The sequence below is a fragment of the Aliamphritea ceti genome, assembly GCF_024347215.1.
Classification (GTDB): Bacteria; Pseudomonadota; Gammaproteobacteria; order Pseudomonadales; family Balneatricaceae; genus Amphritea; species Amphritea ceti.
Genome location: NZ_AP025282.1, coordinates 2,354,876 through 2,367,441, shown reverse-complemented (window position 1 = coordinate 2,367,441; position 12,566 = coordinate 2,354,876). Strand labels below are relative to the sequence as shown.

11 protein-coding genes are annotated in these 12,566 nt (G+C 47.3%); 9 read left to right on the top strand and 2 right to left on the bottom strand.

Going from position 1 to position 12,566, the window contains the following annotated elements:
* The first annotated feature begins 150 nt into the window (after nucleotides 1-150).
* From dctP to OCU49_RS10825, 3 genes are all read left to right on the top strand, one after another.
* Entirely contained in the window at nucleotides 151-1,209 is a 1,059-nt protein-coding gene (gene dctP, locus OCU49_RS10835; protein ID WP_261845000.1) for a TRAP transporter substrate-binding protein DctP, read from the top strand.
* Between the two features lie 67 nt (nucleotides 1,210-1,276).
* Entirely contained in the window at nucleotides 1,277-1,819 is a 543-nt protein-coding gene (locus tag OCU49_RS10830; RefSeq protein ID WP_261844999.1) for a TRAP transporter small permease, read from the top strand.
* Nucleotides 1,819-3,120, top strand: a complete 1,302-nt coding sequence (locus OCU49_RS10825) for a TRAP transporter large permease (protein ID WP_261844998.1) — start codon at nucleotides 1,819-1,821, stop codon at nucleotides 3,118-3,120. The genes OCU49_RS10830 and OCU49_RS10825 overlap by 1 nt, the downstream gene beginning before the upstream one ends.
* Nucleotides 3,121-3,193: 73 nt before the next feature.
* On the opposite strand, the gene OCU49_RS10820 is transcribed toward OCU49_RS10825, so the two are convergent.
* Nucleotides 3,194-3,787 (bottom strand): TetR/AcrR family transcriptional regulator, encoded by a 594-nt coding sequence (locus OCU49_RS10820; RefSeq protein WP_261844997.1) that lies wholly within the window; start codon nucleotides 3,785-3,787, stop codon nucleotides 3,194-3,196.
* Between the two features lie 118 nt (nucleotides 3,788-3,905).
* On the opposite strand from OCU49_RS10820, the gene OCU49_RS10815 reads away from it, so the two are divergent.
* The 3 genes from OCU49_RS10815 (at nucleotide 3,906) to OCU49_RS10805 (ending at nucleotide 6,493) form a co-directional block, all read left to right on the top strand.
* On the top strand, nucleotides 3,906-4,553 hold the full coding sequence (locus tag OCU49_RS10815; protein WP_261844996.1) for a glutathione S-transferase family protein: 648 nt from the start codon (nucleotides 3,906-3,908) through the stop codon (nucleotides 4,551-4,553).
* Nucleotides 4,554-4,781: 228 nt separating this feature from the next.
* Nucleotides 4,782-5,735, top strand: a complete 954-nt coding sequence (locus tag OCU49_RS10810; RefSeq protein WP_261844995.1) for an ABC transporter ATP-binding protein — start codon at nucleotides 4,782-4,784, stop codon at nucleotides 5,733-5,735.
* Nucleotides 5,732-6,493 (top strand): ABC transporter permease, encoded by a 762-nt coding sequence (locus tag OCU49_RS10805; RefSeq protein ID WP_261844994.1) that lies wholly within the window; start codon nucleotides 5,732-5,734, stop codon nucleotides 6,491-6,493. Before OCU49_RS10810 ends, OCU49_RS10805 begins: the two co-directional genes overlap by 4 nt.
* A gap of 117 nt (nucleotides 6,494-6,610) precedes the next feature.
* Here the strand turns inward: OCU49_RS10805 and OCU49_RS10800 are convergent, their stop codons facing one another.
* Nucleotides 6,611-7,723, bottom strand: coding sequence for an NADH:flavin oxidoreductase (locus tag OCU49_RS10800; RefSeq protein ID WP_261844993.1), 1,113 nt, complete (start codon nucleotides 7,721-7,723; stop codon nucleotides 6,611-6,613).
* A gap of 101 nt (nucleotides 7,724-7,824) precedes the next feature.
* On the opposite strand from OCU49_RS10800, the gene OCU49_RS10795 reads away from it, so the two are divergent.
* The 3 genes from OCU49_RS10795 (at nucleotide 7,825) to OCU49_RS10785 (ending at nucleotide 12,549) form a co-directional block, all read left to right on the top strand.
* Nucleotides 7,825-8,733 (top strand): LysR family transcriptional regulator, encoded by a 909-nt coding sequence (locus OCU49_RS10795; RefSeq protein WP_261844992.1) that lies wholly within the window; start codon nucleotides 7,825-7,827, stop codon nucleotides 8,731-8,733.
* A gap of 225 nt (nucleotides 8,734-8,958) precedes the next feature.
* The gene (locus OCU49_RS10790; RefSeq protein ID WP_261844991.1) at nucleotides 8,959-10,932 is read left to right on the top strand and encodes a bifunctional diguanylate cyclase/phosphodiesterase; all 1,974 of its coding nucleotides are present in this window, start codon (nucleotides 8,959-8,961) and stop codon (nucleotides 10,930-10,932) included.
* A 21-nt stretch (nucleotides 10,933-10,953) separates the two neighbouring features.
* Nucleotides 10,954-12,549: an HD domain-containing phosphohydrolase gene (locus OCU49_RS10785; RefSeq protein ID WP_261844990.1), complete on the top strand. Its 1,596-nt coding sequence runs from the start codon at nucleotides 10,954-10,956 to the stop codon at nucleotides 12,547-12,549.
* Nucleotides 12,550-12,566 lie beyond the last annotated feature (17 nt).

The window sequence follows — 12,566 nt, the reverse complement described above, 5'->3', positions numbered from 1 at the left end:
ACAATCAAAAAAATTCTAACAACGCTGAACTGGTTATGCTCGGTTTCAGAGTAATTCAGAGCGCTTGCCAGTAGGACTTTAGATAAGCGCTCAGCAACACTGAAAACTCTTTGAAACATTCCAGACAATAATAATTACGGAGCGTTAACCATGCTGCAAAACCTTTCCCTGAAGCGCTGTTCATCAATGAACACTGTCCTAAAGAGCGGATCACTCAAAGCACTGGCACTCGCAGGTGCGGTTTCTCTGGCAACCTGGGGCCCTGCTGTTCAAGCTGAAGAAGATGTGATTCTGGCCCATGCAATGTCACAGGAACATATCTTTAACCCGATCGCCGATCGCTTTATTTCATCTTTGGAAAAACAGGCACCGGATGAATTCAACATCCGTTACCACCCGGGTGGTGACTTGGGTGACTGGACTTCACAGTTCGAACAAACCATTGCCGGTGAGATCGGCATGACCATGACCTTCCCTGCGACAGATTTTGACCCTCGCCTGAATATTTCCATTATGGGTATGGTTGCCGGAAACTGGGATGAAGCAACCAGCATATACGGCCCAGGCGGCTCAATGGTAGACACTTATAGTGAGATCTATGCGGGTCTGAACATGAAGCTGCTGGCGATTCTGCCGGTTGATTTTGGCGGCATCGCCATTCGTAAAGGCATAGGTAAAGTACCGGTTAACTTCCCAGCAGACGGCGAAGGCCTGAAGGTACGGGTACCACCAATGCAAACTGCGATTAAGCGCTTCGAGTTCCTGGGCTTTAATCCGGTGCCGCTGCCATTCTCCGAGCTTTATACAGCCTTACAGCTGGGCAGTGTCGACGGCCGTACCTTTGGCCCACCGTCTGAAATCTGGCAGATGCGTGATGTACTGGAAACCTATGTATTTTCCCGCGACTACTTCGAGCAAGGTGCTTTTCTGGTCAACATGGACTGGTGGAATGATCTGAATGCAGATCAGCAGCAAGCCCTGCAAGCAGCGGCCGATGACGCTGGCCGCTGGGCATGGAAGGAAGCAGAGAGTATTAGCGAGAAGCTGATCGCAGATATCAAAGGTTATGGCATTAACGTTGTTGAACTGGACGGCCCGCAACAGGCTAAGTTACGCAGCATCATTCAGGATAATGAATGGCCATGGATGGAAGAAACAGTCGGTAAGCACCTGGTTGATCAGGTACGTACCGCAACAGCTAACCTGTAATCGCTGATTTCTGATAACCGGTCGGTACTTTATGTGCCGGCCCCTTCCTGTTTTCGGGAGATATCCCATGCTTAACTTTCTCAGCCGACTTGATGCTGGCTTTGCCCGGCTGTCGCGGTTGCTTCTCATATTCCTCTGTTTATTCCTTACCGGCCTGATGGCTACTGCTGTATTTCTGCGTTATGTGCTTGATCAGGCATTCCCCGCCATCGAGGAAATCAGCATCCTTACCGGCTTATGGCTGTATTTCATTTCTATGGTGTTGGTTACCCGCGAACGTGGTCATCTCACCGGCGGCATTATAGAACTGCTTAATCTCAGCCCTAAACAACGTACGTTCATCAAAGTATTTAATGATTTCATCGGCCTGGCTGTTATCTGCTTCTTTGGTTTCTATGCGGCTAAATATCTTTTGTTTGTGATGAAAATCAACCGTGCCAGCACCAACCTCAGCTGGCCAACCTCTCTCTGGGTTAGCGCCGCTGTCGCCGGGTTTGCCCTCATGACCGCATACAAAATGCGTGACCTGTTCAGTCATTCCAACACCTATAGCCAGTACGATAATAAATCCCTGCACTCACAGGATGCCGTTCTGAAGGAGAGTCGCTAATGGCTACCTTAAGTATTTCCCTGTTACTCATCATTACTCTGCTGTTAATCGGTATGCCAGTCGCTTACGTATTTGGCGTAGGCGCAATAAGCTTTGTATTACTCACGGGTAAAAGCATGAGTTATCTGGTACCCCATGCCTTCTGGCAACTGGGTAGCTTTGCTCTGTTATCGCTACCGCTATTTATTATCGCCGGCGCATTAATGGGTGCCAGTCGCATTTCCGACCGGCTAGTCCGTTTCGTTAATGCCTTTGTGGGTCCAATTCGCGGAGGGTTGGGCGCAGTAACAATCGTCACTTGCGCACTTTTTGGTGCCATTGCCGGTTCCGGTGCTTCTGCCATTGCGGCCATCGGTTCAATCATGATTCCCAAGATGACTGAACAGGGCTACCCAAGAGGCTACGCTACCGCACTGGTGGGCTGTTCTTCAGTGCTTGCGCTGTTAATCCCGCCGAGTGTGCCAATGATTATCTTTGCACTGACTGGCGGCCTTTCGGTAGCAGCGGCATTTCTTTCAACCATAATTCCCGGCGTCGCTATCGCCCTGATTTACTGCCTGATCAACTATTTATATCTGAAACGTAAAGACATTAAGGTTGAAAAAAAGGTCAGTTTCCCGGAACGCACCAAAGTCATAACTCTCGCCAGTAAAGAAGCCAGCTGGGCAATTCTGATGCCTGTTATCATGCTCGGTGGTATTTACGGCGGCATTTTTACGCCAACCGAAGCTGCAGCGGTCGCACTGGTTTACACCCTGCCGGTTGGTTTTTTTATTTACAAAGGGCTGAACATGCAAACCGCCGGCAAGGCTATTTTGCATGGTGCGATCAGTACCGGCTCTATCATCGCGATGATCTTCTTCCTGTTCGTCATGAGCCGGGTGATGATTATGGAACAGGTGCCGCAGCAATTATCCGACTTCATGATTGGGCTGTCTGACAACAAGATCATCATACTTTTGCTGATTAACGTGATTCTGATTGGAATTGGCATGCTGGTGGATGATGTCTCTGGCAGCATTCTGGCATCTATTATTCTGATGCCTGTTGCGATGAACCTGGGTGTACACCCGATTCATTTTGCAGCCATAGTTGGTACAAACCTGGGATTAGGCAACATTACCCCACCCTGCGCCCCCTTACTTTATATGGCAGGCTCGGTTGGAAAGGCGCAGTTTAATGAATACCTGAAACCCACGCTGATGTTCATTGTATTGGGGCATCTGCCAGTGGTGCTGGCGGTAACCTTTATACCTGATCTGGCGCTGTTCCTCCCGCGCCTGTTGATGAATATTCAGTGATGTTCAGAACTGTCTTCTGGTTTATGAAAGTTAGATAACAAACTAAAAGCCCCTGGTGTACTAGCCGGGGGCTTTATATTCCTGCATCGCTGAGCATACCAATCCGACAAGCCTGCAATAGCTGATCCGCGAGTTCATCATCATTCAGGGCTCTGGCGATAGCCATCCCACCCACCATCATCACTGTCTTTTGCATAACTTCAGTCTGACATGCTTCTGACTCGGCACTGTCAGCATCTGCATACCCCAGCCTCGAACCTAACATGCCCATAAAACCACGGAATACTTCGGTATACACATCTCTTACCTGCTGATCCTGCTGCGCAATATCAGTTACCAGAAACGCCAGCGGGCAGCCCCCTTCTTCACTCTTACGATGACCCTCACTTAAATAGCCATTCACCAGCGCCTGCAACGCTTTAGCGCTGTCTTCAGGTGAACGGTTCAGAATACTTGAAGCACGGCGTTTACCTGCAGCTCGCATAGATTCTGCATACAGTTCAGCTTTGGAAGAAAAATGACTATAGAAAGCACCGCGAGTCAGGCCGGCATCAGCCATTACGTCATTGATGCCTACCTTCTGAAATCCTTTTAACGTGAATAGCTTAGCGCCGCTACTTAGAATTCTGTCACGGGTCTTTTGCTTGTGATCTTTTTGCCAGGCCATAGCAGCCTCCGTTATCTATTTAGCTCAGCATATTATAAACCCAAAATATGTTCTTGATCATATTGTCATACACACTAATCTGAGTTCATCACCCAGCAACGGTAAACGGAGAAATATCATGTCTGCTCAGGTTCATATTCTTGGTCCCCAGTTCAGCACATTTGTACGCAGTGTATGCCTGGCCTGTGAAGAAAAAGGCATCAGCTACCGCTACGGTTTAAAACCGGACGGCAAAGAAGTTGAGTATAAAGGCCCTTCTCATCTTGCATTACATCCTTTCGGTAAGATTCCAGCACTGCTACATGACAGTCAGACTGTTTTTGAAACAGCTTCAATCTGCCGTTATCTGGACGCAGCATTTCCGGGCCCGGCGCTTCAGCCTGAAGATCTGGCTGAGCGGGCCAATGTTGATCAGTGGTCAGCCGCATTAAGCTGCTATGTGGATCAGGCTCTGGTTCGCAACTATTTACTGGAATTTGCCTTTCCTAAAGGTGACGATGGCAGTATCAGAATGGATAAAGTAGCGGAACATCAACCAGCAGCCATTGATATGCTAGCACTGTTGGAACAGCAACTGGGCGATAATGCTTTCTTTTGTGGTGACCAGTACAGTATGGCGGATGCGATTCTTACGCCAATGATCGACTATCTTTCAGGCCTGCCCCATGCCAGTGAGCTCTTTGCAAATGTACCCAATCTGACAGCCTGGATCAGGCGGATGCAGACCCGTGAATCAGGCAAGAAAGTACTGATTTCCAAGGGATAAGCGCGTCTGTAGCACCATCAGCTCCCCGATACCCGTCTATTGTTCGTAAATCATGACGGGTATGTTCGTATTAAAGATGCTGACTTCTTAAAAATTACCGCTAAACTAGTGTTTTAATTCAGCATTCTGCGACTTTAGTCTGTTTACTGAGCAGAACACTTCCCCGCTGAAAGCAATCTGTTTTCTGGCCTCCATCTTTACATATGGCCATTTGCATAAGGAGCACAAGTGCAAAACTCCCCGGAGCATCAACCTATCATCAGCGTTAAATCGCTGCATAAAACGTACGACTCAGGCTTTAGCGCCCTCAAAGACATTAATCTGGATATACAACGTGGCGAAATTTTTGCTCTGCTGGGCCCAAATGGCGCAGGCAAAACCACTCTTATAAGCATCATTTGCGGAATTGTTAATCCATCTCAGGGTGAAGTATTAGCCGACGGTTATGATGTTGTCAGTGATTACCGTGAGGCCCGCAGCAAAATAGGCCTGGTCCCTCAGGAACTCAGCACCGATGCTTTCGAAAGTGTCTGGGCAACTGTGAATTTCAGCCGTGGTTTATTCGGTAAAGCCCCTGACCCTGCGTATATTGAAAAACTGTTACGCCAGCTTTCCTTATGGGATAAGAAAGACGCCCGTATTCGTGAGCTCTCTGGAGGTATGAAACGCCGGGTAATGATCGCGAAAGCGCTGTCCCATGAACCACAGATTTTGTTCCTTGATGAACCAACTGCCGGTGTTGATGTTGAGTTACGCCGCGACATGTGGGAAATGGTCCGCGAGTTGCGGGAACGTGGAGTCACTATCCTGCTGACGACCCACTACATTGAAGAAGCTGAAGAAATGGCTGACCGGATTGGCGTCATTAATCAGGGCACGCTGATGCTGGTGGAAGACAAAACCCGTCTGATGCGCCAGTTAGGCCAGAAGCACCTGCGAATTCATCTGCAATCTCCTTTAACTGAAATTCCTGCTGAGTTGGAAGAGTTCAAACTGGACATAAATGGCGGTGGCTACTCTATCGATTACCGCTTTGACGTATCAGAAGAACACACCGGTATTGCCGAACTGCTGCGAGGTCTGAGTAAAGCCGGCATCGACGTGAAAGACCTGCACTCCAGCGAAAGCTCACTGGAAGAGATCTTTGTTAATCTGGTTCGCAAGCAGGGAGATCAGGCATGAATTTCTACGGTGTAAAAGCAATTTACAAATTTGAGATGGCCCGTGCCTGGCGTACGCTGATGCAAAGTATCGCCTCACCAGTCCTCTCTACTACGCTTTATTTTGTGGTCTTTGGCACAGCGATCGGCTCGCGCATGGGCGAGATCGACGGTGTTAGCTACGGTGCTTATATCATTCCGGGCCTGGTGATGTTGTCACTGTTAAGTGAAAGTATTTCCAATGCGGCATTCGGTATATTCTTTCCGAAGTTTTCCGGGACCATATATGAAGTGCTCTCTGCACCGGTCTCCCCTTTTGAGATTGTAATGGGCTACGTAGGGGCCGCAGCAACTAAGTCGATATTACTCGGCCTGCTGATACTCACCACGGCAAGGCTATTCGTTGACTACGAGATTCAGCACCCGGTATGGATGCTTGGCTTCCTGGTTCTGACAGCCATAACCTTCAGTTTGTTTGGTTTCATGATCGGTATCTGGGCGGATGACTTCCAAAAACTGCAGATCATCCCACTGATGGTTATTACGCCTCTGACCTTTTTAGGAGGCGCGTTCTATTCGATTAAGATGCTGCCAGAACCATGGCAGACCATGACTTTATTCAACCCCGTGGTGTATCTGATCAGCGGATTCCGCTGGGCATTCTACGGAGTAGCTGACGTGAATGTAGCTGTCAGCCTGAGTATGACGTTCGCCTTCCTGCTACTCTGTCTTGGCGGTGTTTGGTGGATCTTCAAAACCGGTTACCGGATCAAAACCTAAAGCCAGCTATACATAAAAACGCAGCCCTTGAGCTGCGTTTTTATTGCGGAAGACCTATCTAACGCCCTTCCCTGTTAGCTGTATAACTTACTGAAAAGCCACTAAGTTCTTAATACCTTAATCAGCCAGACCTTCAAGATACTCACTTCCATATTGCAGATTTGCCAACGGTGATAGCATGGCAAAATCAAACTCTCTTAGTTGTCCTGTTTTACTTACCCGGTTTGGCCAGTCAGGATTAACAAGCGCAGCCTTGCCCAGTGAAATAAAATCCGCCTGATCAGAGTTAAGCATTTTTGCTGCGCCTTCAGGTTGCTGAACACCTCCATTCGCAATCACTGGCAGGCCACTATAACGCCGCGCCAGCGCTGCCAGGGAATCACTGCCCTCAAAAGCAGGCTCACACATATCTGGCTCAGTAGTATGAATGTAATCGACCCCACACTCAGCCACCAGCCGGAAGGTTTTTTCCGCTGCTGCAGCCCCTTCTGACCAGCGATACTCTGTGTCATTCACTTTCGTCTGAGAAAAACGTACCCCCAAAATAAAGGCACTGCCAACTGCCCGGCGCACAGACAAAATCAGTTGCTGAAAAATACGTAAACGGTTTTCCAGATTACCGCCAAACTCATCGTTTCGCTGATTTGTGTAGGTCGTCAAAAACTGATCAAGCAAATAGCCATTCGCGCCATGTAACTCTACTCCGTCAAAGCCTGCCTCTTTAGCCCTTAAAGCCGCCTCCACAAAGCCCTCAATTGCGGATTCAATATCCATCACCGTCATTGCTTCAGGTATGGAATACAGGCCTTCACCGTAATAAAACGGCATCTGCTGACCTAAAGGCCGAACAGCAGAAGGTGCTGCGCTATGTCCTTTAAAACCGTTAAATTGTGATAATCCCCCCGCATGCATCAACTGTGCGATGATCTTTGCGCCGGTCTTATTTACCCCACGTATAATTGGTTGCCAGCTCATCGCCTGCTCGGCATCGCTAATACCCGGCTGGCGGTAATAGCATTGGCTGAATGCTTTATCGGTATACAAACCTTCAGTAATGATTAGTCCAAAACCGCCTTCAGCGTAACTCTGGTAATACTCAGTCATCAGCGGACCAACACATCCGTCTTCAAGCGCACTAACCCGAGTCATAGGCGCTACTGCAAGACGGTTTTTAATATGGACGCCAGCCAGTAAGCCTGGCTGAAAAAGAGATTCTGTCAGAATAGACATAGTAAACGCTCCGTTATCTGGATTGAGAACGCAGCTTGACAATAAACTTAAAGCTAATAAATATAGGTATTAATTGAAACATTTATAACTTTAAGTTGAATATGATAAATCAACTAGAAAGCCTGCGGGTATTTAAAGCGGTTGTTGAATGTGGCACCTTCACTGCTGCGGCAAAACGTTTAGGCATTACAACGGCCCGAGTATCAAAAGCCATTGAGAAACTAGAGCTTGAATTGGCCACACCATTATTTATTCGCAGCACCCGTCACATGCAAATAACCGAAGGTGGTGAGCACTGCTATCAACAAGCATTGGTACTGCTGGAAGGCTGGCAAGATCTTAAAAATGGCCTGGATCACGCTGAACAGAAGCCCAGTGGCAAGCTACGGATCAGCTTGCCCATGACCTGGACACTGTATTGCTTTGATCATCTGATAACAGGCTTTATGCGTCTCTACCCAGATATAGAACTGGATATTCATCTCAGTGACCAACACGTCAATATTCTGAGTGATGAATTTGATCTGGTCTTGCGCCTATCTACAGCCTTACCTGACAGCAACCTGCTCTGCAGAACTTTAACCCGTTATGATTTTGTAACTTGCGCGACGCCCGCATATTTACAAAAGATGGGCCGCCCAACCTCACCGGAAGATCTTCGCCAACACCACTGTCTGGTTTATACCCGGCCCGGCGCACCTTTGCGCTGGTCCTTTGCACGACACAATAAAACTCAGGATATACATCTGCAACCACGGCTACAGGTTAACAATAGTCAGTTACTGCACACTGCATTACTCGCTGATCAGGGTATTGTCATGATGCCAGACTTTATTGTGGCTGATGATCTAAAAACCGGACGTGTTGTTAACGTATTACCTGAATATCAAACCGCTTGTTTAAACCTCTATGCACTTCGCCCGAACACAGCGTCAATTCCACGCCGGCTGGAGTGCCTGCTCAACTATCTTTCTGAGCAGTTAAGCCGAAATAATCCCGGTTTAAAATAAGATTTTTAAGCCGCAATTTACCCCTGAATAAACGGGTATTTGTTAGTTAACTAAAACACCCATAAATTCAAACAACAGTTCTGTTTATGCCTCCTTAAAAACCTGCAACTTCACTACATTAACCAATATGAGATGTGTGGGTATTTTCCCCACTTCTCCATCCCTCCTGAGTCTGCTACTAATGCTATAACTGTGTGTGATGTCTGAAGGAGTTGGACTGTACCTATGCAAGTTAACAGTGAAGAACTGAAAGTATCTGAAGAGATATTTCAGGGATGGCAGCAAACCGTTAACCTGATTGCTGAATTAGCTGATATTCCGGCGGCGCTGATTATGCGCATTAGCTGCGATAATATTCAGGTATTTGCTTCAAGTGAAAGTAACGATAACCCGTACGATTCCGGTATGACCGAAACACTTGGTCAGGGTTTATATTGCGAAACCGTTATCGCCAATAAAGCACAGTTGCTGGTACCTAACGCACTCAAAGATACCGACTGGGATCAGAATCCGGATATTAAACTGGGAATGATCTCTTATTGTGGTGTGCCACTGAACTGGCCTGACGGATCACCATTCGGCACTATTTGCATGCTCGACAGTGAAGAAAACTGCTATACCCCACAAGCCATCAACTTACTGCAACGCTTTCAGCAAACCATCGAAACAGATTTACGCATCATCTTCGAAAAAAGCAGCTTCGAGCTGGCGAATATTCAACTTGAAGCCCGTATTGCTGAACGTACTCAGGAGCTTGAAGCTCTGAATCGTAAACTCAGTAATGAGATTGACCGACGTAACGCCAGTGAACACACTCTGCAATACAACCAACAGTACGATGCCCTCACTGGTCTGGCTAACCGTAATTCATTGCTTCAAAGCCTAGAAGCCCAGCTTGAACAACTGGACCAGAATGAAAGCGGCATTGCGATTTTATACCTGAGCCTGAACAACTTTAAATCGATCAACAACAGTTATGGCCATGTCATCGGCGATACCGTTTTACGTGAACTGGCCCGGCGAATTCAAAGCAATCTGGAGCACCATCAGTTTGCTGCCCGTATAATTGGCGATGAATTTGTCATCATCAGTCAGGCGCAAAAACCTTTGCAGGCCAATGCTCAGGATTTTCAGGAACAAACACTGGTTCTGGTGCAGCAAATAAACAAACTCATACACCAGGCCTACAGTATTCATGGGCATTCCATTGCTGTTATCGCCAACATCGGCATTGCAATGGCTCCCCACGACAGCATGGATGCCCAGTTGCTCATCCAGAAAGCCAGCGCAGCTATGACGGCCAGTAAAGAGCAGGAACTCAGTTATGGTTTCTTCAGCGAAGCCACAGAATCTCTTATTAACCAGCGCTATTTACTTGAAACACATCTGGCCGAAGCACTAAGAAATGACGAGTTAATTCTTCACTACCAGCCCATTATCTGTACCCAAACAGGCAATACAGTCGGTGCAGAAGCATTGCTACGCTGGTTTAGCCCGGTATTAGGCAATGTGCGGCCTGATCAGTTTATTCATGTTGCCGAACAAACCGGACAAATCATCGAGATAGGTAATTTTGTACTGCGCACGGCTATAAAACAGGCCAGCAGATGGCACAAAATATTTCCGGCAGCTTTTAGAATTGCTGTTAACATTTCGCCTATGCAATTCAAAGACGACCAGTTCAGCGCGTATATTGCTGAACTGCTCGAATGTTACCAGTTACCTGCCGAATATCTGGAAATTGAAATAACCGAAGGCGTGCTGATTGAAGACGAACACCGGGCCATTAAAACCATTCGTACTATTCAGGAATTAGGTGTACGCACTTCGCTGGATGATTTTGGTACCGGATACTCTTCATTAAGTTATCTCAAGAAGTACTCTTTCGACACGCTTAAGATTGACCGTAGTTTTATCGCCAACATTGTTGAGAATAAACAAGATCAAAAACTCGCCCGCGCCATTATTTCAATCGCCCGCAGTCTCGATTTACAGGTAGTTGCTGAAGGCATAGAAACGCAGGAGCAAAGTCAGTTTATCCGCGAGGAAAACTGTGATTACGGCCAGGGGTATTATTATGGTAAACCCGTACCCGGAGACGTATTTGCTATACGCTATCTGCGAGAAAATCACATTAAAAAACAGCCAGTTACAATCAACCAACAACATAGCCAAACACATAACAAAATTGCTGGTTAATGACACCCGGAAACCATACTTATGAGCCACCTTTCAACCCAGGAAATCATCCAGCATTTAGCTGACCTGACCGGAGCACTGACATCTGAGACAGATCATGTCCGACTCCTGGATCGGATCATCCTGGGCTGCATGAACCTTACCAATGCTGATGGTGGTACGCTCTATACACTGGACGAATCCAGTGATAATGACCTGAACATTGCCATACTGCATAACCGCTCACTGGGTATTCATGGCAAACCCAGTAACTTTCCAACCATTGAAATATACAACTCCCGACAACAGGCCTCTAAGCTGGTTGCAGTGCAAACCTTTGTCTCTAAACAGACCATCAATATTCCAGATGCTTACAGCTGCACCCAGTATGATTTCTCAGGCACCCGCAACTTTGATAAACAACTCAACTACCGTTCCAAGTCGTTCCTTTGTGTGCCGCTGAATGATCATGAGAATGTGACTATCGGTGTGTTACAGCTGATAAACGCCATGGACGAAGATGGCGCTATTATTGAGTTTGATCAGACACACAAGGAACTGGTGCAGTCCCTCGCCTCTCTGGCAGCTACCGTACTCACTAAACGACGCCTGATTAATGCCCAACGCGAGCTATTCGAGTCTTTTATTAAACTGATAGGCCGCGCCATTGACCATAAATCACCGGTGACAGGTAAACATTGTGAACAGGTGCCGGAAATCGCCATGCTACTGGCAGATGCCGTTAACGATGCCGAACGGGGGCATTTTTCAGATACTCAGCTAACAGATCAGGAGCTGTATGAATTACGTATTGCAGCCTGGTTACACGACTGCGGCAAAATCACCACTCCCGAATACATCATCGACAAGGCGACTAAGCTACATACGATGTTCGACAGAATCGAACTCATCAGCAGTCGTTTTAAGATCTATCAGCAGCATTTACAACTGTCATTCCTGCAGCAACGTGCGCACCTGACTACGCATGACGCCGAAGAACAACAGCAACAGCTGGATAACCAACTGACAAAACTCAGCGATGACCTTAGCTTCTTGCGTATGGCTAATACCGGCAAAGAATTTATGTCTGATGAGGATCAGAATCGCGTGAAAGCCATCGGTGAAATTCGCTGGGAAGACGAAGACGGTATTCATAACCTGCTCAGCGAAGATGAAGTAAGCAACCTATGCATTAACCGTGGCACTTTGACAGAGGACGAACGACAGGTCATGCGGGACCATATCAAGGTAACCATCGATATGCTTGAGTCCCTGAAATACCCTCGCCAGTTATCACAGGTGCCGGAAATTGCCTGTAATCATCACGAGCACATGAATGGCGGCGGTTATCCCCGAGGTCTTACCGGTGATCAGTTATCGCTGAGAGCACGTATTATGTGTATCGCAGATGTATTCGAGGCACTCACCTCACCAGACAGGCCTTATAAGAAAGGTATGCTGCTGTCTAAGGCAATGAATATTCTTGGACGTATGGTCGAAGACGGACAGCTTGACCCTAAACTGTTCGAACTCTTTGTGACAAGCGGAACTTACAGACAATATGCGAAAAACCATATGTCGCCACGGCAAATTGATCAGTTTGAAATCTCTGAACTCCCAGGCCTGAATCTGGCCTAGCCCTTCCCGAACCTAAC

Bases quoted from the DNA above. Each gene is read 5' to 3' on its own strand.
- OCU49_RS10830 (WP_261844999.1), top strand. From the start codon at position 1,277: ATGCTTAACTTTCTCAGCCGACTTGATGCTGGCTTTGCCCGGCTGTCG.
- OCU49_RS10785 (WP_261844990.1), top strand. From the start codon at position 10,954: ATGAGCCACCTTTCAACCCAGGAAATCATCCAGCATTTAGCTGACCTG.
- OCU49_RS10795 (WP_261844992.1), top strand. From the start codon at position 7,825: ATGATAAATCAACTAGAAAGCCTGCGGGTATTTAAAGCGGTTGTTGAA.
- OCU49_RS10805 (WP_261844994.1), top strand. From the start codon at position 5,732: ATGAATTTCTACGGTGTAAAAGCAATTTACAAATTTGAGATGGCCCGT.
- OCU49_RS10820 (WP_261844997.1), bottom strand. From the start codon at position 3,787: ATGGCCTGGCAAAAAGATCACAAGCAAAAGACCCGTGACAGAATTCTA.
- OCU49_RS10815 (WP_261844996.1), top strand. From the start codon at position 3,906: ATGTCTGCTCAGGTTCATATTCTTGGTCCCCAGTTCAGCACATTTGTA.
- dctP (WP_261845000.1), top strand. From the start codon at position 151: ATGCTGCAAAACCTTTCCCTGAAGCGCTGTTCATCAATGAACACTGTC.
- OCU49_RS10790 (WP_261844991.1), top strand. From the start codon at position 8,959: ATGCAAGTTAACAGTGAAGAACTGAAAGTATCTGAAGAGATATTTCAG.
- OCU49_RS10800 (WP_261844993.1), bottom strand. From the start codon at position 7,723: ATGTCTATTCTGACAGAATCTCTTTTTCAGCCAGGCTTACTGGCTGGC.
- OCU49_RS10825 (WP_261844998.1), top strand. From the start codon at position 1,819: ATGGCTACCTTAAGTATTTCCCTGTTACTCATCATTACTCTGCTGTTA.